24 protein-coding genes, 3 pseudogenes and 2 riboswitches are annotated in these 24522 nt (G+C 27.4%); of the genes and pseudogenes, 9 read left to right on the top strand and 18 right to left on the bottom strand.

Going from position 1 to position 24522, the window contains the following annotated elements; genetic code table 11:
- Positions 1-28 precede the first annotated feature (28 nt).
- A riboswitch (cyclic di-GMP riboswitch) is annotated at positions 29-112 on the bottom strand.
- A 39-nt stretch (positions 113-151) separates the two neighbouring features.
- Positions 152-235, bottom strand: a riboswitch (cyclic di-GMP riboswitch).
- Between the two features lie 44 nt (positions 236-279).
- Both LEQ07_RS15820 and LEQ07_RS15815 read right to left on the bottom strand, forming a co-directional pair.
- The gene (locus tag LEQ07_RS15820) at positions 280-909 is read right to left on the bottom strand and encodes a helicase-related protein (protein ID WP_263331394.1); all 630 of its coding nucleotides are present in this window, start codon (positions 907-909) and stop codon (positions 280-282) included.
- Between the two features lie 20 nt (positions 910-929).
- Positions 930-1669 (bottom strand): annotated as a pseudogene (locus LEQ07_RS15815) (DEAD/DEAH box helicase).
- A 377-nt stretch (positions 1670-2046) separates the two neighbouring features.
- Between LEQ07_RS15815 and LEQ07_RS15810 the strand changes: the two are divergent.
- Both LEQ07_RS15810 and LEQ07_RS15805 read left to right on the top strand, forming a co-directional pair.
- A complete protein-coding gene (locus LEQ07_RS15810) occupies positions 2047-2529 on the top strand; it encodes a hypothetical protein (protein WP_263331393.1) in 483 nt (160 codons plus the stop codon).
- 84 nt (positions 2530-2613) lie between these two features.
- Positions 2614-2946 (top strand): hypothetical protein, encoded by a 333-nt coding sequence (locus tag LEQ07_RS15805; protein WP_263331392.1) that lies wholly within the window; start codon positions 2614-2616, stop codon positions 2944-2946.
- A gap of 50 nt (positions 2947-2996) precedes the next feature.
- On the opposite strand, the gene LEQ07_RS15800 is transcribed toward LEQ07_RS15805, so the two are convergent.
- On the bottom strand, positions 2997-3389 hold the full coding sequence (locus tag LEQ07_RS15800) for a hypothetical protein (RefSeq protein WP_263331391.1): 393 nt from the start codon (positions 3387-3389) through the stop codon (positions 2997-2999).
- A 158-nt stretch (positions 3390-3547) separates the two neighbouring features.
- Here LEQ07_RS15800 and LEQ07_RS15795 point away from each other — a divergent pair, with 158 nt between their 5' ends.
- Positions 3548-3670 carry a hypothetical protein gene (locus LEQ07_RS15795; RefSeq protein WP_263331390.1) on the top strand — a complete coding sequence of 41 codons (123 nt, stop codon included), beginning with the start codon at positions 3548-3550 and terminating at the stop codon, positions 3668-3670.
- A 38-nt stretch (positions 3671-3708) separates the two neighbouring features.
- Here the strand turns inward: LEQ07_RS15795 and LEQ07_RS15790 are convergent, their stop codons facing one another.
- The 6 genes from LEQ07_RS15790 to LEQ07_RS15765 form a co-directional block, all read right to left on the bottom strand.
- Entirely contained in the window at positions 3709-5118 is a 1410-nt protein-coding gene (locus tag LEQ07_RS15790; RefSeq protein ID WP_263331389.1) for a sensor histidine kinase, read from the bottom strand.
- A 1-nt stretch (position 5119) separates the two neighbouring features.
- Positions 5120-5845: a response regulator transcription factor gene (locus tag LEQ07_RS15785; protein ID WP_263331388.1), complete on the bottom strand. Its 726-nt coding sequence runs from the start codon at positions 5843-5845 to the stop codon at positions 5120-5122.
- A 156-nt stretch (positions 5846-6001) separates the two neighbouring features.
- Positions 6002-7027 carry a hypothetical protein gene (locus tag LEQ07_RS15780; RefSeq protein ID WP_263331387.1) on the bottom strand — a complete coding sequence of 342 codons (1026 nt, stop codon included), beginning with the start codon at positions 7025-7027 and terminating at the stop codon, positions 6002-6004.
- Positions 7028-7087: 60 nt separating this feature from the next.
- Positions 7088-7846 carry a hypothetical protein gene (locus tag LEQ07_RS15775; RefSeq protein ID WP_263331386.1) on the bottom strand — a complete coding sequence of 253 codons (759 nt, stop codon included), beginning with the start codon at positions 7844-7846 and terminating at the stop codon, positions 7088-7090.
- Between the two features lie 3 nt (positions 7847-7849).
- On the bottom strand, positions 7850-8737 hold the full coding sequence (locus tag LEQ07_RS15770) for an ABC transporter ATP-binding protein (RefSeq protein ID WP_046822405.1): 888 nt from the start codon (positions 8735-8737) through the stop codon (positions 7850-7852).
- Positions 8738-9043: 306 nt separating this feature from the next.
- Positions 9044-9931 carry a YitT family protein gene (locus tag LEQ07_RS15765; protein ID WP_052951986.1) on the bottom strand — a complete coding sequence of 296 codons (888 nt, stop codon included), beginning with the start codon at positions 9929-9931 and terminating at the stop codon, positions 9044-9046.
- Between the two features lie 592 nt (positions 9932-10523).
- On the opposite strand from LEQ07_RS15765, the pseudogene LEQ07_RS15760 reads away from it, so the two are divergent.
- Positions 10524-12160 (top strand): annotated as a pseudogene (locus LEQ07_RS15760) (Na/Pi cotransporter family protein).
- Positions 12161-12187: 27 nt separating this feature from the next.
- Here LEQ07_RS15760 and eam read toward each other — a convergent pair.
- The 5 genes from eam to LEQ07_RS15735 all read right to left on the bottom strand — a co-directional run bounded on the left by eam (position 12188) and on the right by LEQ07_RS15735 (position 15343).
- Positions 12188-13453, bottom strand: coding sequence for a glutamate 2,3-aminomutase (gene eam, locus LEQ07_RS15755; RefSeq protein WP_263331385.1), 1266 nt, complete (start codon positions 13451-13453; stop codon positions 12188-12190).
- 192 nt (positions 13454-13645) lie between these two features.
- Entirely contained in the window at positions 13646-14287 is a 642-nt protein-coding gene (locus LEQ07_RS15750) for an isochorismatase family cysteine hydrolase (protein WP_263331384.1), read from the bottom strand.
- A gap of 119 nt (positions 14288-14406) precedes the next feature.
- Positions 14407-14694, bottom strand: coding sequence for a hypothetical protein (locus tag LEQ07_RS15745; protein WP_263331383.1), 288 nt, complete (start codon positions 14692-14694; stop codon positions 14407-14409).
- Positions 14694-15023 carry a HutD family protein gene (locus tag LEQ07_RS15740; protein WP_263331382.1) on the bottom strand — a complete coding sequence of 110 codons (330 nt, stop codon included), beginning with the start codon at positions 15021-15023 and terminating at the stop codon, positions 14694-14696. The genes LEQ07_RS15745 and LEQ07_RS15740 overlap by 1 nt, the downstream gene beginning before the upstream one ends.
- 131 nt (positions 15024-15154) lie before the next feature.
- The gene (locus tag LEQ07_RS15735) at positions 15155-15343 is read right to left on the bottom strand and encodes a hypothetical protein (protein WP_021429477.1); all 189 of its coding nucleotides are present in this window, start codon (positions 15341-15343) and stop codon (positions 15155-15157) included.
- 188 nt (positions 15344-15531) lie between these two features.
- On the opposite strand from LEQ07_RS15735, the gene LEQ07_RS15730 reads away from it, so the two are divergent.
- Complete coding sequence (locus LEQ07_RS15730; protein WP_317852099.1) at positions 15532-15900, top strand: 2'-5' RNA ligase family protein; 369 nt, start codon at positions 15532-15534, stop codon at positions 15898-15900.
- Positions 15901-16099: 199 nt separating this feature from the next.
- Here the strand turns inward: LEQ07_RS15730 and LEQ07_RS15725 are convergent, their stop codons facing one another.
- Together LEQ07_RS15725 and LEQ07_RS15720 are read right to left on the bottom strand one after the other, a co-directional pair.
- On the bottom strand, positions 16100-16303 hold the full coding sequence (locus tag LEQ07_RS15725) for a hypothetical protein (RefSeq protein WP_046823558.1): 204 nt from the start codon (positions 16301-16303) through the stop codon (positions 16100-16102).
- A 136-nt stretch (positions 16304-16439) separates the two neighbouring features.
- Complete coding sequence (locus LEQ07_RS15720) at positions 16440-16631, bottom strand: DUF1450 domain-containing protein (RefSeq protein ID WP_263331381.1); 192 nt, start codon at positions 16629-16631, stop codon at positions 16440-16442.
- A gap of 357 nt (positions 16632-16988) precedes the next feature.
- Here LEQ07_RS15720 and LEQ07_RS15715 point away from each other — a divergent pair, with 357 nt between their 5' ends.
- From LEQ07_RS15715 to LEQ07_RS15705, 3 genes are all read left to right on the top strand, one after another.
- Complete coding sequence (locus LEQ07_RS15715; RefSeq protein ID WP_046823637.1) at positions 16989-17600, top strand: acetate uptake transporter; 612 nt, start codon at positions 16989-16991, stop codon at positions 17598-17600.
- Between the two features lie 184 nt (positions 17601-17784).
- Positions 17785-19206 carry a spore germination protein gene (locus tag LEQ07_RS15710; protein WP_263331380.1) on the top strand — a complete coding sequence of 474 codons (1422 nt, stop codon included), beginning with the start codon at positions 17785-17787 and terminating at the stop codon, positions 19204-19206.
- Positions 19207-19371: 165 nt separating this feature from the next.
- Positions 19372-21069 (top strand): oleate hydratase, encoded by a 1698-nt coding sequence (locus LEQ07_RS15705; RefSeq protein WP_263331379.1) that lies wholly within the window; start codon positions 19372-19374, stop codon positions 21067-21069.
- A gap of 39 nt (positions 21070-21108) precedes the next feature.
- Here the strand turns inward: LEQ07_RS15705 and LEQ07_RS15700 are convergent, their stop codons facing one another.
- Positions 21109-21666 carry a TetR/AcrR family transcriptional regulator gene (locus LEQ07_RS15700; protein ID WP_263331378.1) on the bottom strand — a complete coding sequence of 186 codons (558 nt, stop codon included), beginning with the start codon at positions 21664-21666 and terminating at the stop codon, positions 21109-21111.
- A gap of 259 nt (positions 21667-21925) precedes the next feature.
- On the opposite strand from LEQ07_RS15700, the pseudogene typA reads away from it, so the two are divergent.
- A pseudogene (typA, locus tag LEQ07_RS22670) lies at positions 21926-23751 on the top strand (translational GTPase TypA).
- A gap of 39 nt (positions 23752-23790) precedes the next feature.
- Here the strand turns inward: typA and LEQ07_RS15690 are convergent.
- Positions 23791-24522: ribonuclease J (locus tag LEQ07_RS15690; protein ID WP_263331377.1), on the bottom strand; the 732-nt coding region annotated here is incomplete at its 5' end.

Here is a 24522-nt window from a genome sequence, read left to right as displayed (position 1 = left end):
TCAAATAAAAAAGGCTATATTTATATTTAATAAATATAGCCGGTTGCACCACTAACTCCGTATATCCAAGGTGCCCACATACAGGATATACTTCTTCGTTTCTATTTTTTCAATTTTCATGACCCAAATAAAAAAGGCTATATTTATGTTTAATAAATATAGCCGGTTGCACCACTAACTCCGTATATCCAAGGTGCCCACGTATAGAATATACTTCTTCGCTTCTATTTTGTTGATTAATCTACATGATTATAGCGTATTTTGACATTTTTTGCAATATTATATCTTATTATCTCTTCTTACTTTTACTAATTTTTTCTTTATGTTTATTTGATTATAGTCTTTCAAAAATTTCTCACCTTTATAATTTAATACGTCAACATATGAATACAGATCATGAACTTCAATTACTCCTATATCTTCATTATTTATTCCTTTTATATTGCTAAATGTCCCTACTATATCTATAATTCTTATTTTTTTCTTTTTACCCGCATTTAAATATATTCTTGTTACTTCACTATGAATTTTTTCCTTACTATTTGTTTTCCTTCTGTTTTTGAGAATTCTAGATGATTTTTGTTCAAACTCATATTTACCACTTTTTATTTTATCACTTGTTATATCTTCTAAAGCATCGATATCATACCCTATATATTCTTTTATTTCATCTATATATTTCTTATCCTTATCGCTTACTATAGTCACTGATTTCCCATATCGATCATGTCTCCCAGTTCTACCTATTCGATGTATATAATTTTCTTTGTCCCTAGGAACATCATAATTTATTACTAAAGATATATCATCAATATGAATACCTCTGCTAGCTACATCTGTACTTACTAATACATTATATTTTCCGTTTTTTAAATCTTTAATTGTAAATATTCTTTTGTCTTGAGACATATCACCATGTAATTGTTCTACTAAAAACTTATCTTTTTCATCTTTCTATATAATTCAGATACTCTATCTTTGGTATTCAAGAATATGATTGTTGTTTCAGGTTTTAAAGCATATATAATATTTTTTAAAGTTTCATATTTATTTTCCTCATTAGAGTACATCAACTTTTCTTCTATTTTGTTTTTATAAATACAATTTTCATCAATAATAATTTGATTATATTTCCCCATATACATTTCACATATATGGCTTATTTCTTTTCCTATTGTAGCTGAAAACAATCCAATAGTAGACTTTGTTGGAATATTGTTAAATATAAATTTCATATCATCTACAAAACCTTTATTTAACATTTTGTCAGCTTCATCTATAATAAAATATTCTAACTGATTTAAATTTATTGTCCCTCTATTTATATGATCAATTATTCTCCCAGGAGTTGCCACAACTATATGAACTCTTTGCTTCAACTCAAAAATTTGCTCTTTTATTGGCTGTTTTCCAAATATAGCGCTACATCTAATTTTTTCAACCTCCCTATATTTGAAACTTCGTCTTTTACTTGAAGAGCTAATTCTCTTGTTGGTACTACTATTAATGCTTGTATATTGTTATTTTCAACATTTATATTCTCGCATATAGGAATTCCAAAACTAGCTGTTTTTCCACTACCTGTTCTTGATTTAACTACAATATTTTCTTTATTTAAAAGTTTTGGAACCACTTTTTCCTGAACTTTTGAAGGTTCTAAGTATCCCATGTTAAAAAGCGCTTTAGTTATATATTTATTCAAATTAAATTTTCTAAAATTATTATCCATTTTACCACCTTATTTTACTAAATTAAATTTTTATAGCTATTTATTATATCATATATCAGAACTAATCTTACTTTTTTAACATATATTATATAATCGCTTTGATTTAGGAGGTGAATCAATGTGTGTCGTCAAGAAGGTTTTTTAAAATATTTGACAGTTATGCTAAACAACTCTAACTTGCCCCAAAATAGTATAAATAATTATTTAAAAACATTAACTTTTTAAATAGTGAACTACAAATAATTTCAAGAAATAAGCCTAACTCATCAGATGAATACTATGTTAATTTAGACCTAAAATCAAATTTAAAAAATGCAATGTCTATAGAGAATAAACAAATCCACAAGTTTATAAAAAATAAAAATCAAGTTGATAAAAATAATCTATATTTTAGTTTAGCTAGTTTTAACTTGTATAACAGTATTTACAACAGTCTTTATTCTAGAAATGAATTTACATCTAAAGAATTATATTACTGCACAAAATTTGATACTCAAAGCAATACTATAAATCTAATAGTTAATAGCTTAAAAGAATCAAGTGAGACTCTATATTTAGATGGATACATCTTAAATCTTAAAAATTTTGCTATAGCTGATTTATTTAATTTTTATATAGAGTTAAGGGATGCTAGAGGAATAGTTTTTGCGAGTAAAATTTTCAAAAACATAGATATAGCCGGTAACTTAGGAGTATATTCTGCAAAAAAAGTATATCTACCTTTTTTAAGTAAAGAGTATGAACTTTTTAATACTGACTTAAGTACTGTTACATGGTACTATACTTATGATTTTGTTTAAATTTTCAGAATTTATTCATAAATAGAATTTACCTTTAATAAAATTAAATATAATATATTAAATTTTAAAAGGAGAGTCCTAATTATGTTTGAAATAATAAAATTCCCTTATAACAGTCAACCTGTAGCTAGGTTGGATGCAAACAATATAGTTCATAATCATTTATATCACAATTGCCCTATTGGAAAAGTTGATAATAACATTGTTTATGATAACTCCAACAATATTGTAGGAAGTATAGATGATGATGGGTTTGTATACTCAAACAACTCCAACTTAGCTCCTATTGGAAATGTTGATAATAATGGTTTGGTTTATAAAGAAAATAAATTAGTCGGTAAAATAAACTTTAAAAACTCTATGTGTCCTAAACTAGCTGGAGCTTCATATCTTTTACTAATTCACGGAAATAGATAATAAATAAAAAAGGCCCCTTGCACAAATGCAAGGGGCCTTACTTTTAAAAACTATTTTTTACAACATATCTTTTTAGCTGTTTTACATAGTTCCTTGTTATCTTCTAGTATAGCCATTAATATTAACTCTTCTAAACCTGGATGACCACATGGAAAATGTCCGCCATCTTCTAATATTCTTATTATTTCTCTTATTCCTGGGTGCCCGCATGGTAAATCCATGTCTGCTAATAAATCATATACAAATTTTCCTAAAATTTCATACACATCATTTTTGTTTCTATCTCTACAAGTTGGGAATTTAACCCATTGCCATCCATTTGAACAATTACACTTACATTTATTACATTTGTTACAGCAATTACATGGTTTACATTGATTCCATTGATTATTGCATTGACAAGTCTTTTTGCAAGAACATCCTTTTTTATATTTGCAGCTCATGCTTTCAGCTCCTATATAGTAATGTATGGATAAAATATCCATACATTACTATATGAAAAGTTTCATTTTTTGACACTATTTTACTTTTTTTATTTTCATTCATTTTTTGCACCATATTTTACACTTATATATATATTAATATAAGGAGGTGTATATATATGCAAAATAGAAACTTTTTATGTTGTAGATGTAGATGTTGCGGAAGATGTTTTCTATTTTTTAAAATTTGTCCTAGATGTGGTTGCTGTAGACATTGCTGTAGATGCAAATGTGGATGTTAATTGTATTAAAAAGTCGATCTAAAAATAGATCGACTTTTTTACTTAATAATTATTTTAATTTTAGTACCTTCCCCCACTTCGCTAGTTAATTCCACATCAAATCCATGTGCTATTATAATATCTTTAGCTATTGCCATTCCAAGCCCCGAACCTTTGTGTACCTCTCCAGTGTTTGTTCCTCTATAGTATCTATCAAATATTCTTTCTAAATCTTTTTTCTCAATACCTTTTCCATTATCTTGAATATTTATAATTGTTTCATCTTCATTTATATATTCAGCTTCAACTTTAATTTGCACTTTATCGTCATTATGAATTAATGCATTATAAACAAGATTGTTTATTATTCTCTTAAAAAGAATACTGTCTACTGATTTAATTATAGAATCTTTATTAGAAATAAACTCAACATCTCTATTAGAATATTTAGGATCATTTAAAATTTGAATTACAGAATCTTTTATAATTCTGACTATATTTTCATCTTTTTTGTTTAAAATTCTATCACTGCTTTTTAATTTCATAGTTAAGTTTAAGTCATCAACTAATTCTTTTATATACTCTGATTTTTCATTAATTATAACTCCATAATCTTTAGCTTCTTCCCTATCCACATCATAATCTTCATCACTTAAAATTTCCGCATATCCTTTTATTGAAGATAGAGGCGTTTTTATATCATGAGAAATATTTGCTATCCACTCTTGTTTTAATTTATCTAATTTGTTTCTTTCAATTTCATTACTTTTTAACGTATCTGACAATTTATTTAATTTTTTATATACATTTACATACAATCCTTTTTCTTTGTAATATACATCGAATTTTCCTTCTTCTAAATTTTCTACCCCTTTGATAATATTTTTCATAGGTTTTGTTAATCTTCTACTAAAAATATATCCTACTATTAAAGCTATTAGCAAGTCTATTAATAATATTATCCAGATTGATTTGAAAACAGTATCTGCAAGGTCTCTATTGTTATATGTTATTATATATTTACCAACTTCTCCTCTTCTAAATCCTAACAAATATGTGTATTCTATGTCTCCTACTTTCTTACTTGAAACCAAAATATTATCGGATCCTGAGTTAGGTAATCCACCTGCATACTTATATCCATTTATAAGTTCCATAGGGGTATATTTTTCATTTAGTTTATTCGGAGTATTATAACTATATACTTGACTTCCATCTTCATCTAAAATTTGAATCCAAATATCCTTTTCTTTTAAAATTTTCTCTCCATCTTTACTTAAATCTACTTCATTTCCGTCAATTTTAATAAACTTACTAAATGCTCTAGTAAAGTCTGCTTGTGGAATTTCTTGAGATTTTGATTTATTTGACATCATAACTCCCATTATTCCAATTATATTTAATATAGTTACAATCATAACTACGCAAATAATACTAACTACATATCTTAGTGTTATTTTCCACTTCATATTAATCTTCCTTTAAAGTTAATTTATATCCTAAACCTTTAATATTTTTTATATATTTAGGTTTAGATGGGTTATCTTCTATTTTTTCTCTAAGCCTTCTTATATGTACCATTATAGTATTATCATATCCTATAAAGTCATCCCCCCATACTTCGTCGCAAAATTTCTCTTTACTTATAATTTGCTCTAAGTGTCTAGCCATATATAAAAACATTTTAAATTCTTTAGCTTTTAATTCCAGAGTCTTTCCATGTTTTTTAACTTCTACTTTATCTTCATCTATTTCAAATGGTCCAAACTCTAACTTAGTACTTTCAGGTTCTTCTTTTATTGAATTTAATATAATGTTTTTCTTTAGATTTAACTTTACCCTAAGTACAACTTCTTTTGGGCTAAATGGCTTTGTTATATAATCATCAGCCCCTAACGCAAGCCCTACTAGCCTATCCATCTCTTCAGTCTTAGCTGATAAAAATAAAACTGGAACTTGAGATATAGATCTAATTTCTTTAAACACATCATATCCTTCTTTATCCGGCAACATTATATCTAACACTACTATATCTATATTTTGATTTTTAAATATATCTAAAGCTTCATTCCCTGTTTCTGCTATATAAATATTGTTGAATCCTTCCTTTTTAAAAACTGTACTTAATAACTTTAATATATCTACTTCATCATCTACTAATAGTATGTTTTTTCTTTTAGTGTACTTTCCATACAAACCTCCTATATGTCATTTTTCTAATGTTTATTTAATTGTATTTTATCCTAAAAATACCTAATTTACAAATAATGTATATAAAACAAAATGACTAATATTTAATTATAATTAAATATTAGTCATTTTTTATAAATCCTATAACTAGTAGCTTTAAATTTATTTAGTTAAAACCTTTCTAAATACATATATATTTAATCCCATACCAATTGATAAAATTACTCCTAATACTATATAAACTAAACTTATAAGCCCTATACTTTGTCCAAACAAGCTAATATTTCCCATATAGTTTCCTATAATCATTTCTGGATGCATTATTATCTCTATATAGTTTGAGTAATTGATTACACTTATTAATTTCGCAGGTAAAAATTTCATTAAAGTTAATAACTTTCCTATAACTAAGAAAACAGTAATTCCAACTATAGATTCTACTGAGTTTTTAGTTATAAATGAAAATAAACTTGCAAATATTCCTGTACTTATAAATATAATCATCATTGTTATTACATTTTGAATTGTATAAATATTTATTGAAATTGGATTTACTAACGTTACTATATCAACTATTCTATATGCTTGTAATGCTCCATTTACTGGTTGTCCGTACTGAACTATAGTTATGCATCCTATTATTAACACATATATTAAATATAAGACTGCTGGTAGTATTATAGATAATGATAGTTTTGAAAATAAAGCTTTAGACTTATTTTTGCTTGATAGTATTATAGAGTCTACATTAGATAATTTTTCATCAGTATATATATTAGAAAATATATATATTGTAATACCAACTATAACAACACTTACAAGCATGTTATTTAATCTATAATTAAAAACTTTGTAAAAACTTACATCTTTATATTCTTTTCCTGAATCCTTATCAAGCTTTAAATTTGCCATATCACTAGTTTTTTTAGTTAGCTCATCTGTATTTTTCATACTATTTTGTGATTGTATCTCTTTCAATTCGCTTATCTTATAGCTTAATTTTTCATTTGCTATAGTAGATTCAGATCTATTATCTACCGTATATTTTCCTTTATCATCTACATATGAGTTCTCTGTTTCCAAATCAGGTTTTATAAGGCTCATCATTCCACATAAAAGTAATAAAATAATACTCGATATTATTATTGATTTATTTTTAAATAATTTTTTAATTTCCCATTTAAGCATCTGTTACCTCCTAAAGATAATTTTATAGTTTTTAAATTCCTTCATATTATATTGCATAAATTATCTTTCTTGTAAGAAACCTATACTTGTAAGTCTATATAATACATAACTTCCTAATATACTTATCCCTATAAATACTACAAACGCTATAGGTGATACTCCATATCTTATAAGTTGTTGACTGTACATTCCAAACAATGGTGTAAATCCTAATATTTTTTCACTTATAAAACTTCCTGCTATATATGGTATTCCCATCACTAACCCACCTATAAAGAATGGGACTACTGCTTTTTGACTTATAGATGATAACCATAACCCTAATTGTGCAAATAGAAAAGATCCTAAAATTACTGTTAATGTCATTATCATTAACATTTGTAATACTGTTAAATTAGATCCACTATTTCCAAAGTACCAAATGTTTTTTATACTCATTTGTAATCCGCTAAAGTGAATTCCTATTATTATCTTAAAGCTCATAACTCCAAGTATTGATAAATTTATTAAACTTGCAACTAAACCGTAAACTATACTTTTAGCTAAAACTAATTTACTTTTACCATTTTTAGTAGATTTTACTATCGAATCCATATTAGAGCTATATTCTAATACATAACTTCCAGAAAATAAACTAAACATTAAAATTCCCATTAATGGAGATAGTCCATAAAACTTACTAAACAGATCTCCATAACTATCTGATAATCCCCCAGTTCTAACACTTACATATGCTAAAAATAAAGAAAATAGCCAAAATACCATGAGTCCTTTTTTCTTTATTATCTTTTTAAACTCTGCATTTACAATATTATTCATAATTTATACCTCCCTTGAATCTTCTAAGTCAAAATAAAACATATACACGTCCTCAAACCTAGGCTCTATACTCTTTGCGTCAAAACCTTTTATTAAATTTTCACTTATAACTCTAAGTTCTATATCATCTACTCCACGTTGCACACTAACTACTTTATACTTATTTTGTATTGCATAAACTTCACTTTCATTTTTAACTTTTATACTATAAACTTTTCCATTCATATCATCTAATATTTCTTTATGAGTACCTTGTAATAATACCTTCCCATCCTTTATCATTATAGTTTCTTTAGCAACAGATTCTATATCTGATATAATGTGTGTTGATAGTATTACTATAGTTTCTTTACCTATTTGAGATAATAAGTTTCTAAATCTTGCCCTTTCCTGGGGGTCAAGTCCTGCTGTTGGTTCATCTAATATAAGTATTTTAGGATCATTTAAAAGAGCTTGTGCTATTCCAACTCTTCTCTTCATACCCCCTGAAAATTTTGATATTGCTTTATTTCTTACATCATAAAGTCCTACTAATTTTAGTAATTTGTCAGTTTTTTCTTTAGCTATGCTTTTATCCATACCTTTTAATGCTCCTATATATAATAAAAACTCTTTTGCACTAAAGTTTTTGTAAGCATCAAAATCTTGTGGCAGGTAGCCTACTATAGCTCTATAGTTTTCGTCTAAAGTATTTATATCTTTTCCATTGTAAAGAATCTTTCCACTTGTAGGTTGTTTTAATGTTGCAATTTGTTTCATTAAAGTCGTTTTACCAGCTCCATTTGGTCCAAGCAATCCGTAAACTCCACTTTCTAAAACTAAGTTTATATTTTCATTCGCGTTTTTGTATTTGTATGATTTCGTTAAATTTACTATTTCTAATTTATTCATAATTACCTCCATATATTGTGTTCGTTGTTATGGTTATATTATATTTAGATAATCTTAATCCATTATAAACTCAATCTTAAATAATCCTTAAATAAATTAAAATTAAAATAAAAAATTCGCTTCTCTCATGTCGCCAACGACTCCGTCCGTTGCTCAAAATGTCATTTTTTACTTTCACCAAAATATTTGTATCACTATGTTACATAAGTTATACACAAATATTCGTTAATCATAAATTCCTTGAGCGTAAAAAAATAGACACTATGCTTTTTTAATATTGCATAGTGTCTATTTTTTATTTAATTATTATTTAATTCCAGGTAAATTTTTTCTTATAACATGCTCTATTGATGTTTTTTCTATATTGTGGCTATCTGCCAAGTAACTTGTCTCGATTATAGCATTGCTATCTATATCTAAAATGTTACGTTTCAAAGTTGGGTAAGTAAACTTATCAGTTATACATAAAATAACTTTCGATTCATTTCCTGAATATCCTCCATACCCTTGTAAATATGTTATCGAAATACCTAAATTATTTACAATATGATTTCCTATATCTTCAACTTTATTAGACATTACTATAATAGACCTACCTTGGTTAAATCCATCTAATATTAAATCCACTAACTTAGTCATCATATATATTACAATTAAAGAAAACATCGCACTTTCAATACTAAGCACTATTGCCGTAACTACTAAAACAATAATATTTATACTCATTAAAAATGTAGATACAGGTATTTTAAATTTTTGATTTGCCCATACAGCTAGCATCTCACTACCATCTATAGCTCCTCCGAACTTAATAACAGTTCCTGCTCCTAATCCTAGTGCTACCCCTCCATAAATTACTATTAACAACTCCGACGTAGTGACTGGTGGAACTGGTGTTAAAAAATATAAAAATGTAGATGCACAAATGTTAGCCCATAAGGTTTTAAATAGAAAGATTCTATCAAATGTTTTTGATGTAAATAGTAAAATTGGTATATTAAATCCAAGTAATAGTATAAACATAGGAATACCTGTTAATGAATGTATTATTACTGATAAAGCAGTTGTACCACTATCAACCATCCCATTTGGAGACAATATCAACTCAAGACCCATCGCTACAATTAATGATCCAATTGTTATCATTATAAATTCATAACCCGTTCTTATTCTTTTTGCATTAACTTCTTTCATTTTATCACCTCTTTTAATTTCTTATAATTTCACAATAAAATTATTCTATTTTTATAATCATATTATATTATAAATTTACCTAGTTTTCAAGAATTTTCTGAAAATTAAATACATTTTTTATAATTTATTAATTTCAAGGTTTCTACACTTTTTATTGTGTCAAAAGTATTACTATCTATACATATCCTCGATACAGTTAAATTTTCTATTTATTAATATACCATCTTCACTGTTTATGTGCCTGAATTTTTTCAAATTTAACAATCCACTTTAATATAGTACGTATTTGTAAAAATTTTTAACTTTTTCAAGCTTATGTTAAGTCCATATTAATACATGAAATATATTTTATTTAACTTATAATTTCAATAAAATTTGCTTTTACTATAGGATTAACAATCTTTATAAATCAGTTTGATATTTTTAGGTTCACCACTATTAACAATTTTTTAATGTTTATCTAAAATTGTTAAGTTTAAATTTAACATTTTCTTAACATAACTTGTCGAATTTTTTGGTATCATATTATCGTACATAAGAAAGTAAGAAAATTGAAAATAAGAAAATTAACATTTCCGAGGAGGGAACAATCTTGTCTATATTCATAAGTCTTATTGGGGGTCTTGGTTTATTCCTTTATGGTATGAACATAATGGGAGAAGGTCTTCAAAAATCAACAGGTCCTAAACTTGAAAAAGCTATAGAGCTTTTAACTAGTAACGTAGTTATGGGAGTTTTAGTAGGAGCTGTTGTAACTGGTATCATACAAAGTAGTGGAGCTACTACTGTAATGGTAGTTGGGTTCGTTAACGCAGGAATAATGACTCTATATCAAGCAATAGGTATTATAATGGGAGCAAATATAGGTACTACTGTAACAGCTCAGTTAGTATCTTTTGACGCGAGCATATTTTCATCTATAGCTTTAGGGGTAGGTATTGTTTTATATATGATTGGTTCAAAATCTAAACCACAATTAAAAAATATATCAGAAATTCTTATAGGATTTGCAATACTATTTATAGGTATGGAATTTATGAAGGATGCAGTCGCACCTTTGTCTGAATATGCATTTTTTAGAAATATGTTAGCAGGACTTGCAACTCATCCAGTATTAGCATTACTTGCTGGTTTTGCTATGACTACTTGTTTGCAAAGTTCAAGTGCTTCAATGGGTATATTAATTGCTTTATCATCTCAAGGGTTAATGCCTTTAGCTGGTGCATTACCAATTTTATATGGAGATAATATAGGTAGTTGTACTACCTCGCTTATATCATGTGTTGGTGCAAATAAAAACGCTAAAAGAGCGGCCTTAATGCATTTATGTTTTAACGTAATAGGAACATTATTATTTATGTTAATTTTAAATAAACCTATAACAATGATAGTTACACATTTAGATCCAACTGATACAGCTAGACAAATAGCTAACTCCCATACTTTATTTAACTTAATAAATGTTGTACTATTGTTACCGTTCTCTAAATATATAGTTAAATTAGTTATGTTACTTATACCTGATAAGCCAGGCGAGGAAGAAGAATATGATAGTCATGTAACTAAGTATTTAGATGAAAGAATGTTAGAAACTCCATCTATAGCTTTTGGAAATACAGTTAGAGAAGCTCTTAGAATGGGTCGTAAAGCTAAGAAAAGTTTTACATGTTCTATGAATGCATTGCTTGAACATTCTGAAGAAGATGTAAAAACTACATTTGAAAAAGAGAAAGCACTAGATGAGCAACAAAGAAAAGTACTAGATTACCTTATAAAACTGTCCAATAAAACTTTAGATGATAAAATGAGATTTTCTCTAGATTTATTATTCCACACAGTAAATGATATAGAAAGAGTTGGAGACTTATCAGAGAATATAGCTGAGTTAGCCCAGTCATCAATGAAACTTAAAGCTTTTATGTCAGATAATGCAAAATCTGAAATAATAGATATATACAATAAAGTTTTAGATGCCTACACTTTATCTCTTGAGGCAATGAAACAAAATAGTGTAAACTTTGCAATGATGTTTTAAAAATAGAAGATGAAGTTGATGCTTTAGATAAATTATATAGAGCTAAACATATGAATAGATTAAATATTCATTCTTGTAGTATAGACTCTGGAATAATATATTTAGATTTATTAACTAATCTTGAAAGAATCTCAGATCACTCTGCAAGTATAGCTAAAAGAGTTATAAAAATTAATCAAAATCAATCAGCATAAAAAGGAGATGAATTTTCATCTCCTTTTTTACATTATGCTTTTATCTATAACATCTTTTATATTAACAGATTTATTATCTTCCACTTTAACAACTTCACCTTCCCAGGTTCTTATCATTATATAATCCGATCCCTTTGAGATTAAATATTGAGGTAATAAAGGTGTTTTACCTTTTCCTTTAGGAGCATTTATTATATAAGTTGGAATAGCCATCCCTGATGTATACCCTCTTAGATACTCCATTATCTCCATACCTTCATCTACAGATGTATTAAAATGAGTAGTTCCTTTTACATGTTTACTATGGAATATATAGTAAGGTTTTACTCTTATTTTAAGAAGTTCATGATTTAAGCATCTCATTAAATATTTATCATTATTAACTCCATTTAATAAAACTGCTTGATTTCCTAATGGAACTCCGTTATTTGCTAATTTTTCGCAAGCTTCTTTTGTTTCTTTTGTTATTTCCATTGGATGGTTAAAATGTGTATTTATATATATAGGATGATATTTCTTTATCATATTGCAAAATTCATCAGTGATTCTTTGGGGCATAGTTACTAAAGTTCTACTTCCTAATCTTATATAATCTACATGATCAATTTTTCTTATTTCACTAATTATCCACTCTAGCATATCATCATTAAGCGTAAGTGGATCTCCCCCAGTTATAAGTACATCTCTTATTTCTGTATTCTCTTTAATATAATTTATAGACTCTTTAATTACTTCTTTGCTTTTTTGGCAATCTTCTTGTCCAATATTTCTTCTTCTTTGACAGTGCCTACAGTACATAGCACACTCATTTGTAACATTTATAATTAATCTATCTGGATATCGTCTAGTTATACTACCTGCTGGATTAGTGAATTCTTCTCCCATAGGATCTAAATCACTTATTGATTCATCTAGTTCTACACTGGATGGAATTGACATTAGTTTTATTGAATCATATGGGTTATTAGGATCTATTAAACTTAGATAGTATGGAGAAATCGCCCATCTAAATTTACTTTGAACATTTTTAATATTTTCAACTTCTTTTTCAGTTAAACTTAAAATTTTACTAAGAATATCAACATCAGTTATCCTATTAGATAACTGCCATTTATAATCATCCCAGTCTTCTTCTTTTGCATTTAAAACCTCTAAAATTTTTCTTTTTCTATGCTTTATGGATTCTTCATTTTTAATACCAGTTGGAATTGTATCTTTAATTTTTATATAATCTTCTATTCTTGATTTTAACTCTGATGCTCTTTCTAAAGAAATCTTATTCTTCTCATTCATAAGCAACTTCCCTAAGCTTTGTTACTTAGGTTCCCCCTTCCATGTCATAGTTGTATTTTTTTAACATAATTAATGACTGATTACTTGCATTTTTTATTCTTTGAATTTATTCTATCATATTTTTCTCTTTTTCAATAAATTCTGAAATTTAACAAAATTAATAGGTCTTAATTAAATTAAGACCTTCTAATTTCATTTATATATAATGTTTTTTATAACTTGAACTCCATTTTGAATCATGCTATTAAAAAATACTATATTCATAATTTCCGCATTATGTATTTTAGGTATATCGTAAGTATCTACTAAATTCATTGGTACTATAATTTTCTTATAAATATTATTTTGATTAAAATATGACTTTAATGTAACTGCAAATTGATAAATACAAATATCAGTACAATCTCCAACAATTATAATGTTCTCAATATTTTTAAAGCTTATCTCATTCAAACAGAAAAATCCATTAGTAGAGTTTTTAGGTACTATTTTTATATTGCTAATAGCTTTTATTTCACTAACAACATCACTTTCTTCATCATCACTTAAGCAATGTGTTGGGTAACTATGTAACTCTATAGAATCTTTAGTATGGCTATCCGTAAATGCTACTACTTTGCAATTTTTACTAGCTACATAATCACCTAAGTTTTTAATTGGATTTATCAGATTTTCTACTCTATCTGAATATAAAGAGCCTTTTCTAGCAAATCCATTGTTCATATCTACAATAAATAATATAGTTTTTTCCATATCAATATCATTAATGTTTATATCTTCTAATTTGGTTAAAACCTCTTTCATATATTTTAAATCATTTAATAAATTTTCCAATTTACCACCCCTTTATAAATATTTATTACAATGATATCAAAGTATTTATATATCATCAATTAAAGCTTTCAAAAAAATTAAAAAGTATAATTGTATGTATACAATTATACTTTTTACACTTAGTAGTAAACTATACTTTCAATTATATTTAATTCTTCTTCTTTGCTATTTATTAAGGTTAGGTTTTCTTTAAATCCTTTTTTAAATTTTACTATAGCTAAATCACCTTGTTCTGCTTGAAGTATATTACCGTTTTCTAATTTTATTTTAAAACCTCCATTTAAACTATAAAAACAATTAAATTCATACCTGTAACAATTATTATTTAAATTAATTTTAGGCTCTAAATTTATTTCTGATTTTACATTTATGTATCTTAATTCTCCAGTACAATCTTTGCTTGTCATCAAATTAAAATCTGTAGCTTTCCATAGCTTATAGTATTCCAATCTCCACTAAAGCTATCTACTTCAAATTTTTCAAGTTTTTTATCATAATGATTTTGATGACTTAATAGTAACTCTCCATCTAAAACCATTATTTCCCTTTTTATATTTGGAAGTTTAGTAAATTCTGATTTTTCTGATTCAACAGTTGCTGAGCTTATTCTCCATTTAAAGTTTCTTTCTTCATACGAAGAATTTTCAGGATATATATACAATTGATTTGTGATTCCTCCAGACCATTTGTTAATTTTTTGACCTTGTTCTTTTATAATTTTAATCTTACAAGTCAAAATATCCCCCTCCTAATTTAAATACTTATTTACCTTAATTATATATTAAATACTATGCCTATATTACAATGTAATAAAATTATTTTAAAAATAAAAACTGTAGAAAATTAAATTCTACAGTTTTTTATTTCTTAATATCTTGCTCTATCTATTCCTCCAAGAACTATATGTGCAACTCCTGCTCCTACTAAAAGAGCCCCTGCCATATTTTTATAATCTTTTTTATCAAATTTATCATGTTTATTTTGCTTAACATCTAAAACAATTCCTGCTGTCGTAACTGCAGTTCCTAATGCTATTGGGATCATACCTTTTTTCATTAATTCACCCTCCATATAAGTTATTAAGTTTTAATATTTTAAAACTCTATAATTAATATCTCACGAATTTTATCTTTACATTCGAAGTAATATTTTCATAATTTGTATAAAAGTATTTTAATTAATATTTATTTTTAAATTTTGGTATACTTTATTTATATAATAAATTAAAATTAGGAGACCATTTTATGAGATATGTTATAGTATCAGTGACTAAAGGAAATGCAGGTGCTTTTAATAATAAACTTCGGAAAAATCTATTTGAAAAATTTGGAGCTAAATCCTCAAAGCTTCCACCACACTTTACAATAAAATCTCCATTTGAAGCAGAAGATTTGTTATTACTTGAAAATATGTTAAAAAAGTTTTGTGATTCAAATCCTATTTCTACATATAAAATAAATGGTTACGATCATTTTGATGACCGTGTTGTCTACATGAAGGTATTAATGAGTTCTGAAGGAAAAATAATTCATGATAAATTAATAACAGAATTAGAAAAATTTAAATATATTAAATTCAGTGATCACGATGGAAAAGATAAAATTTTCATATAACCTTAGCTTCTAAAAAGATTAAAAAAATTTATAACGATATTTATAGTTATGTAAATCCAATACCATGTGAATTTGATTGTACTTTTGATAATATATCAATATTCAAATGGGAAAATAATACATGGGTTTTACATAAAGAATATTTATTTCATTAAACGTAAAAAGGAAAGATAATTCTATGATTATCTTTCCTTTTTTATTATTTTTCATCTTCTTCGTATTCCATATAATCTTCAACTTCATGCCCACATTCCGGACATTTATATTTATCTACACAAAACTCAAATTCTTCTTTTATTTCATTATCAGTTCCTTCGTTTATTACTTCAAAGTCAGTTCCTTCTTCATGACTTATTAAATCCATAACTTCTACTATACACTTAGGACAATACATTGTACTCATATGTTAACCTCCGTATTTTTGCATAATATATTCCCTACTATATTAACATTTAAATTATATTTTTACTATAGAATAAATATTAAATTAATTTATTTCAAAAAATGAGCTATATAAATATATATAGCTCATTTATCTTTTATTTAGATATTTCTTTTAAAAACAGTTCTTCATTTTCTTTTATAACTAGCTCTCCATCTATAAATCCTACAGCCTCTTTTTTAAATGAACGACATTGGCCTATACAACCTGTTTTTACATTTTCGTCTCCAACAATTTCTTTCATTTTATTAACATCAACATTTGAACAAAATGGACATACTCTTATCATTTTAAAAATCCTCCTAAAACCTCTTTAATTTAATGTATTTAAAATATACCCTTTACAACTTAATCCAAACATATTTATTGAAAATTTTCAAAATTCCATATATAACTAATTTCAATTTCTATTTTATAAAAATAAATCAATAATTATTAACTATAGTTATATATACTTAGAAAAGTTAATTTAAATAAATAAAATCGACGAATTTCAAGGTTATTTGTAAAAAAATATAATTTTTTCGAAATTTTTATATACTTATCTAAAAAAAAATGATAATATATATAAGTATTTTTATTGTATGTATACAAAATACAGTACTGAAATTATAAAATGATATTAGTAAAATAGGAGGATTATTAAATGACAAATGAAACAAAAGTAAAAGTTGTAACTGCTGATCCTTCAGCATTAGGACTTTTCGGACTAGCAATGATAACATTAGTTGCATCATCTTCTAAGTTAGGTTTAACTTCTGGAATATCTTTAGTTTTACCATGGGCTATATTCTTAGGAGCTACTGCTCAATTATTTGCATGTATAAACGACTTTAAACACAATAATACATTTGGAGCTACTGCTTTTGGTGGATATGCATTCTTCTGGTATGCAGTTGGTTTTACTTGGTTAATACAAAACGGAGTTTTTGGACCTGAATTACAAGCTTCTGCTGATCCTAAGCAATTAGGTTTTGCTTACTTAGGATATTTAATATTCACATTATTTATGACTGTTGGAGCTATGGAAACTCATAAAGTATTATTTATAATATTTGTTCTTATAGACTGCTTATTCATAGGATTAACTTTAAGTTCATTTGGTATAATGGAACACGTTGCTCATCAATTTGCAGCATATTCTGAGTTAGGAATAGCAATATTCTCATTCTACGGTTCTGCTGCTGCTGTTTTAAACACTCACTTTGATAGAGTATTTTTACCTGTAGGAAAGCCATTTGGAATATTTAAAAAGTAATTATTTTTAGAGAGAACTAGATATATTTAATATTGTATCTAGTCCTATTATATTAATATAGATAAAGAGGGCATGCTTAAATTTAAAGCATGCCCTCTTTTTATTCATTATATGCCAAATTATAAATTTTAATATTTTGTACATACTATTATAGATTAGTTATTAAATTAGAAAGGGTGTTTTAATGATTCTAACTAAAAGTATTAAACGAAATGTAGAACTTATGAAAGAACACCTCCCTTTAGATAAAAGTTTTGACGTTATCCAAAGAGAGGTTATTGTCGGGGGAAAAAGCTGTTACTTATTCTTTATTGATGGTTTTATAAAAGATGAAGTAATGGAAAGAATACTTTCTGGCTTTTTTAAAATATCGGAAAAAGATTTTGAATCCGTTCATGAGTTAAAAGATTTTATACATAAATATATTCCATATATAGAAGTTGCAAAAGAAAACAAATTAAAAAATATAGCTAAAGAAGTTCTTTCTGGACCTATGGCTATATTAATTGACGGTTTTGATGAAGCTATCATCTTAGATGTTAGGACATATCCTGTACGTGGCATAGGTGAGCCAGAAAAAGAAAAAGCACTTAAGGGTGCAAAAGATGGGTTTGTTGAAACTATCGTTTTTAATACCGCTCTTGTAAGACGAAGAGTGAAAGACCCTGATCTTATATTTGAGATGTTTAGCGTTGGTCAGAGATCTAAAACAGATGTAGTTATTGGATATATAGATGGATTAGTGGACAATAAAACATTAAAGCAATTAAAAAAGCAAATAGATGAAATAAATGTAAAATCATTAGTAATGAGTGAACAAAGTATAGTTGAGGCTCTTGTTCAGAGTAGATGGTATAACCCATTTCCAAAAGCTCGATACACAGAACGTCCCGATGTTGCGGCTGCTCATGTTTTAGAAGGTAAAATTTTATTAATAATAGATAATTCGCCTAATGCAATAATACTACCTACTACAATATTTGATTTCTTACAAGATGTTGATGATTTTTATCAACCTGTAATAATAGGAAATTATTTAAGACTAATTAGAAATTTCACATTATTAGCTACACTTATATTAACCCCTTTATATACACTAGCTATAAGGTATGCATCTGATCTTCCAGTGTGGTTGCAATTTATAACCCCAAAAGACCCATATGATGTTCCTATTTTCCTACAGTTTTTGATTTTGGAATTTTCTGTAGATGCACTTCAACTTGCATCACTTAATACCCCAGGTTCACTAGGTATGTCATTATCTGTTGTTGGCGCTCTTATATTAGGTGATTTCGCAGTACAAACAGGTTGGTTCATACCACACACTATACTATATATGGCTATTGTTGCACTTGGAAGTTATTCTCAGCCAAGTATAGATTTAGGGTATTCTATAAAAATGGTCAGAATACTTCTCTTAGTTTTAACAGCAGCCTTTAATATTTGGGGATTTGTAGCTGGATTAATAATTGCACTTATCCTTCTAATGACAAATAAAACAATAACTGGTAAAAACTACTTATATCCACTTATTCCATTTGAGTACAGCGCCCTAAAAAGGTTAATTTTTAGAGTTAAACTAGATACTAAAAGTGAAGGGAAATAGTATTTTAAATATGATGCCAATACATTGGCATCATATTTTTTCATTGAACAAATTAAATAAAATGTGATAACTTTACACACTTAATTTAATTTGTTTATTTATATTTTATTTAAATTTAATTACTCTTAATTGTAAGTAGTTTAAATAAATTATGGGGGTAATATAATGGGTAACTTTCAAAATATTAAAACTTTAAAACCAAAAGATATAGAAAACAAAAATGCGTATTTAATAGGAGGAGGTATAGCTTCTTTAGCTGCAGCTGTATTTTTAATCAGAGACGGTCACATGGATGGTAGCCATATTACTATTTTAGAAGAAACAGATATTCTTGGTGGCGCTATGGATGGATCTGGCAGTTTTGAAAATGGTTATTTAATTCGTGGCGGCCGCGAAATGGAAGAACACTACGAATGCACTTGGGACTTATTTTCTAGTATCCCATCTTTAGATGACCCAACCGTAACTATTTTAGAAGAATTTAGAGATTTAAACCTTAAAGATCCTAATGAATCTACATGCAGGATTTTAGAAAACTGTGGAGAAAAAGGCGACTTTTCCTCTCTTGGTCTAAATGATCTTCATATAAAACAACTAGCTAAACTTTTCCTTGCAACAGAATATGAACTAGGGCAAACTACAGTTGATCAATTTTTCGATAAATCTTTTTTTGATACTAATATGTGGTGTTTTTGGCGTTCTATGTTTGCATTTGAGACTTGGCATGGTGTTGTAGAAATGAAAAGATACATGGAGCGTTTTATCCACCTACTTCCAGGTATGAATTCAATGAAAAACATTATGTTTAGCAAATATAATCAATATGATTCTTTTATACTACCTTTAAAAAATTGGTTAAAGTCTAAAGGTGTTATATTTAATTTAAATTCTCAAGTCACAAATTTAAGTATGGAAATTAATGAAGATATAAAAAAAGTTACAGCTATACATTTATTAAGAGGTAAAAACAAAGAGGTAATCAATATAACAGAAAATGATTTAGTTTTTGTTACTACAGGGTCTATGACAGAAAATTCAACTATTGGAAATATGGACACTGCACCTGTTTTAAACTCAGATGAAGGAGCTTGTTGGACTTTATGGAAAAATATATCTAAAAACCATCCATCATTCGGAAATCCAGAAGTATTTTGTAGTGATATAGACAAAAGTAAGTGGGAATCATTTACTATCACATGCAAAGATTCTAAACTAATAAAGAAACTTCAAGATTTAACTGGAAGAGATCCATATTCAGGAAAAGTTGTTACAGGTGGAATTATAACTATAAAGGATTCTAATTGGCTATTGAGCATAACTTGTAATAGACAACCTCATTTTATAAATCAACCTAAAGATGTTATTGTATTATGGGCTTATGGCCTTTTCCCTGATAATATTGGTAACTTTGTTAAAAAGAAAATGTGCGATTGTACAGGTTATGAATTAGCAATGGAACTTTTATATCATATGGGGTTAGAAGATGACATTCCAGAAATTTTAGCTACAATTAACGTTATACCATGCATGATGCCATATGTTACTAGTCAGTTTATGCCTCGTACAAAAGGAGATCGCCCAGATGTTGTACCTAAAGGAAGTGTAAATTTTGCATTCTTAGGTCAATTCGTTGAAATACCTGGTGATTGTGTATTTACTGTTGAGTACTCTGTTCGTTCAGCAATGATGGGAGTATACAGTTTACTTAATATAGATAGAAATATACCTGAAGTATATCCTTCAAAATATGATATACGTTCCATATCCGCCGCAACAAAAACATTGTATGGTAAAAGACCTTTACCAGGCGAATTCTTAATAAAAAAATTATTACAAAACACAAGTCTAGATGGTTTGATCTAAATAAAAAAACAATGTAGTCAGTTGACTACATTGTTTTTTCTATATAGATTCGCTCCTAATCAATAGTTTATGAACGTCTCCATTAACTATTTTATTGAGATTTTCAATTATTTGCTTAGGATTTTCTTCCATTTTATTTTTTATCCACTCTAATAATAAGCCAGTTAGAGAAATCTTATAGTAATTTAAAACAAATTCTTTTTCTATTTGTGAAATGTCAATTTCTTCAGAAAGATCATTTACTACTTTAAAAACTAGCTTATATACAGCTTTATGTACATGCATTTCTAATTGCTTTAAATCTATAGAATTATAAATATTAAAAATCATTTTTTTATTTTTAGATAAATAATTTAAGATTTTTAAAAAACTCTGTTGCCATTCTTCAAATGTAATATTTTCTTTTATCTCTTTATTAATCTCTGTCTTTAAAATCCACTCTAAAAGATCGTAAATATCTTTAAAATGATAATAAAATGTACGTCTATTTACACCACAATCTTGTACAATATCATTAATTGTGATTTTATTTAATGATGTTGTGTTCATTAAACTTTTTAATGATGAAGCCAAAGCTTTTTTTGTTATTTGCGACATAAACAAAGTTTCCTTTCATCAATATAAATATATTATATTTTACCTAAAATGTATAGTCAACGATTACAAAACTCTAAAATCAGAAAAAATAATTTTCAATTTAACAATTCTAATTTTTTTAAATTATATATGTAGTAATATTATTTTACAATTTAGGATAACCTTATCATTGTAAATACTCATTTTTTTAGTTTTACAATTTCTTTTGTATATGGTATACTTAATCAGTTATTTAATATCGGAAGGAGAGTTTTTGACAATGACAAACAAAAACAAAATAATAAACATAGCAGTTATCGCCCATGTCGATGCTGGTAAATCAACATTAGTTGATGCCTTCTTATCTCAATCAGGAGTTTTCAGAGATAACGAAGTTGTAAAAGATTGTGTAATGGATAGTAATGACCTAGAGAAAGAAAGAGGTATAACAATATACTCTAAAAACTGTGCTATAAACTATAATGATTATAAAATAAACATAGTAGATACACCTGGACATAGTGACTTCTCTTCTGAGGTTGAGCGTGTTATAAAGACTGTTGATACAGTTATATTATTAGTAGATGCTAGTGAAGGTCCAATGCCTCAAACTAGATTCGTTTTACAAAAATCATTAGAAGCTGGCCTTAGACCAATATTATTTATAAATAAAATAGATAAGCAAGATCAAAGAGCTGAAGAAGTTGTTGATGAAGTATTTGATTTATTCGTTGACTTAAATGCAACTGATGAGCAATGTGAGTTCCCAATAATATACGGTATAGCTAAGCAAGGAATTGCTAAAAAAGAAATGGACGACGATAGCAACGACTTATCTCCTCTATTTGAAACTGTAGTAAATCACGTTGAAGCTTACCCTGATTATGCATCTGAGCCTTTACAACTTCAAGTGTCTGCACTTGCATATGATGATTATGTAGGTAGACTTGGAATAGGTAGAGTTTACAAAGGAACAGTAAAAAATGGATCTCAAGTATCTGTTTGTAAAGCTGATGGAACTGTTGCTAGAGGAAAAATATCAAAACTTACAGTTTACGAAGGACTTCGTCAAGTTGAAAAGAAGAAGCATATGCTGGAGATATAGTAGTTGTAGCTGGTATGCCAGATATATCTATAGGAGAAACTATATGTGATTCAGATAATCCATTACCAATGGAACTTATTCATATAGAAGAACCTACTCTATCAATGAACTTCTTAGTAAATGATTCTCCATTCTGTGGTAAGAGCGGTAAATTTGTTACTACTAGACATATAAAAGATAGATTAGATAAAGAATTAGAAGTTAATGTTGGTTTAAAAGTTGAGCCAATGGATACTACTGATGGATTCAAAGTATCTGGACGTGGAGAGCTTCACTTATCAATATTACTTGAAAACATGAGACGTGAAGGATATGAAATAGGAGTTTCTAAGCCAGAAGTTTTATTCATAAAAGAAGACGGAAAATTAATGGAACCTATGGAAAAAGTTATAGTTAACTGTCCAGAAACTTATTCAGGAACTGTTATAAACAAGTTAAACTTAAGAAAAGCTATGATGGAAGCTATGGAAATAGAAGGAGACTATGTTAAAATAACATTTATAGCTCCTACTAGAGGTTTATTAGGATATAGAAGTGAATTCATAAACGATACTCGTGGAGAAGGAACTATAGTTAGATCATTCGAAAGATACGAAGAGCACAAAGGTGCTATACCAGGAAGAACTAATGGAGTTTTAGTTGCTCAAGGTGCTGGTAGTACTATGGCTTATGCTCTTAGTGCACTTAGTGAAAGAGCTCAAATGTTCGTTGATCCAGGTGTTGACGTTTACGAAGGTATGATAATAGGTATGAACTCAAGAAAAGACGATATGGTTGTTAATCCTTGTAAGAACAAGAAATTAACTAACGTTCGTGCTTCTGGTACTGATGATGCAGTTAAATTACAAGCTGCTAGAACATTTACATTAGAAGAAGCTCTAGAGTTTATAGATGATGATGAGTTAGTTGAAATAACTCCAGATTCTATCAGACTTAGAAAAAGATTCTTAAATGAAAATGAAAGATTAAGATATAACAAATCTAGACAAGCTAATAAGTAATTAATAAAAAGGAGCTGTGCATTAACAGCTCCTTTTATTTTATACTTCTACAATTATAGGGAATATACTAGTTCCTCTCTTTAGTTTAACATACAGATGCCTATCAACAGCTTTTTTAACTCGAGATTTCATTACACTCCACTCTAATATATCATTTTCTAAGCATTTTTCAACTTCATTTAATACAATAGCTTTTACATCATCTATTAAATCTGTAGCTTCCCTTGCATATATAAACCCTCTAGTTATTATATCTGGCCCTGCTACTATAGACTTACTTTCTTTATCTATACCTATAACAATTGTCATCATCCCGTTTTCTGCTAAATATTTTCTATCCCTTAAAACAATATTACCTACATCTCCAACGCCGATACCATCTACATATACAGTCCCTACTCTTATCTTTCCATTTTTTTTAGCAGTTTTTTTATTTAGTTCAAGAACTTCTCCGTTATCTAAAATAAATACATTTTCTTTTTTTATTCCTAATTTAACGGCTAAATTTTTATGATGTACTAAATGTCTATACTCTCCATGTACTGGCATAAAAAATTTTGGATGAACCAAGGTATGTATAAGTTTCAATTCTTCTTGATATGCATGCCCTGAAACATGCACAGCCTCTAAATCTTTGTATATTACTTCTGCTCCTTTTCTATACAGTTGGTTTATAACTTTTGAAATAAGCTTATCATTTCCTGGTATAGGTGAGGCTGATATTATAAATAAGTCATTATTTTTTATTTTATTTTTATGTGTATCAAAAGC

This window comes from Paraclostridium sp. AKS73 (assembly GCF_025671395.1).
GTDB classification, from domain to species: domain Bacteria; phylum Bacillota; class Clostridia; order Peptostreptococcales; family Peptostreptococcaceae; genus Paraclostridium; species Paraclostridium benzoelyticum.
This window is presented reverse-complemented; position numbering and strand designations above follow the sequence as displayed.

Bases quoted from the DNA above. Each gene is read 5' to 3' on its own strand.
- LEQ07_RS15820 (WP_263331394.1), bottom strand. From the start codon at position 909: ATGTCTCAAGACAAAAGAATATTTACAATTAAAGATTTAAAAAACGGA.
- LEQ07_RS15810 (WP_263331393.1), top strand. From the start codon at position 2,047: ATGTCTATAGAGAATAAACAAATCCACAAGTTTATAAAAAATAAAAAT.
- LEQ07_RS15805 (WP_263331392.1), top strand. From the start codon at position 2,614: ATGTTTGAAATAATAAAATTCCCTTATAACAGTCAACCTGTAGCTAGG.
- LEQ07_RS15800 (WP_263331391.1), bottom strand. From the start codon at position 3,389: ATGAGCTGCAAATATAAAAAAGGATGTTCTTGCAAAAAGACTTGTCAA.
- LEQ07_RS15795 (WP_263331390.1), top strand. From the start codon at position 3,548: ATGCAAAATAGAAACTTTTTATGTTGTAGATGTAGATGTTGCGGAAGA.
- LEQ07_RS15790 (WP_263331389.1), bottom strand. From the start codon at position 5,118: ATGAAGTGGAAAATAACACTAAGATATGTAGTTAGTATTATTTGCGTA.
- LEQ07_RS15780 (WP_263331387.1), bottom strand. From the start codon at position 7,027: ATGCTTAAATGGGAAATTAAAAAATTATTTAAAAATAAATCAATAATA.
- LEQ07_RS15775 (WP_263331386.1), bottom strand. From the start codon at position 7,846: ATGAATAATATTGTAAATGCAGAGTTTAAAAAGATAATAAAGAAAAAA.
- LEQ07_RS15770 (WP_046822405.1), bottom strand. From the start codon at position 8,737: ATGAATAAATTAGAAATAGTAAATTTAACGAAATCATACAAATACAAA.
- LEQ07_RS15765 (WP_052951986.1), bottom strand. From the start codon at position 9,931: ATGAAAGAAGTTAATGCAAAAAGAATAAGAACGGGTTATGAATTTATA.
- eam (WP_263331385.1), bottom strand. From the start codon at position 13,453: ATGAATGAGAAGAATAAGATTTCTTTAGAAAGAGCATCAGAGTTAAAA.
- LEQ07_RS15745 (WP_263331383.1), bottom strand. From the start codon at position 14,694: ATGACAAGCAAAGATTGTACTGGAGAATTAAGATACATAAATGTAAAA.
- LEQ07_RS15735 (WP_021429477.1), bottom strand. From the start codon at position 15,343: ATGAAAAAAGGTATGATCCCAATAGCATTAGGAACTGCAGTTACGACA.
- LEQ07_RS15730 (WP_317852099.1), top strand. From the start codon at position 15,532: ATGAGATATGTTATAGTATCAGTGACTAAAGGAAATGCAGGTGCTTTT.
- LEQ07_RS15725 (WP_046823558.1), bottom strand. From the start codon at position 16,303: ATGAGTACAATGTATTGTCCTAAGTGTATAGTAGAAGTTATGGATTTA.
- LEQ07_RS15720 (WP_263331381.1), bottom strand. From the start codon at position 16,631: ATGATAAGAGTATGTCCATTTTGTTCAAATGTTGATGTTAATAAAATG.
- LEQ07_RS15715 (WP_046823637.1), top strand. From the start codon at position 16,989: ATGACAAATGAAACAAAAGTAAAAGTTGTAACTGCTGATCCTTCAGCA.
- LEQ07_RS15710 (WP_263331380.1), top strand. From the start codon at position 17,785: ATGATTCTAACTAAAAGTATTAAACGAAATGTAGAACTTATGAAAGAA.
- LEQ07_RS15705 (WP_263331379.1), top strand. From the start codon at position 19,372: ATGGGTAACTTTCAAAATATTAAAACTTTAAAACCAAAAGATATAGAA.
- LEQ07_RS15700 (WP_263331378.1), bottom strand. From the start codon at position 21,666: ATGTCGCAAATAACAAAAAAAGCTTTGGCTTCATCATTAAAAAGTTTA.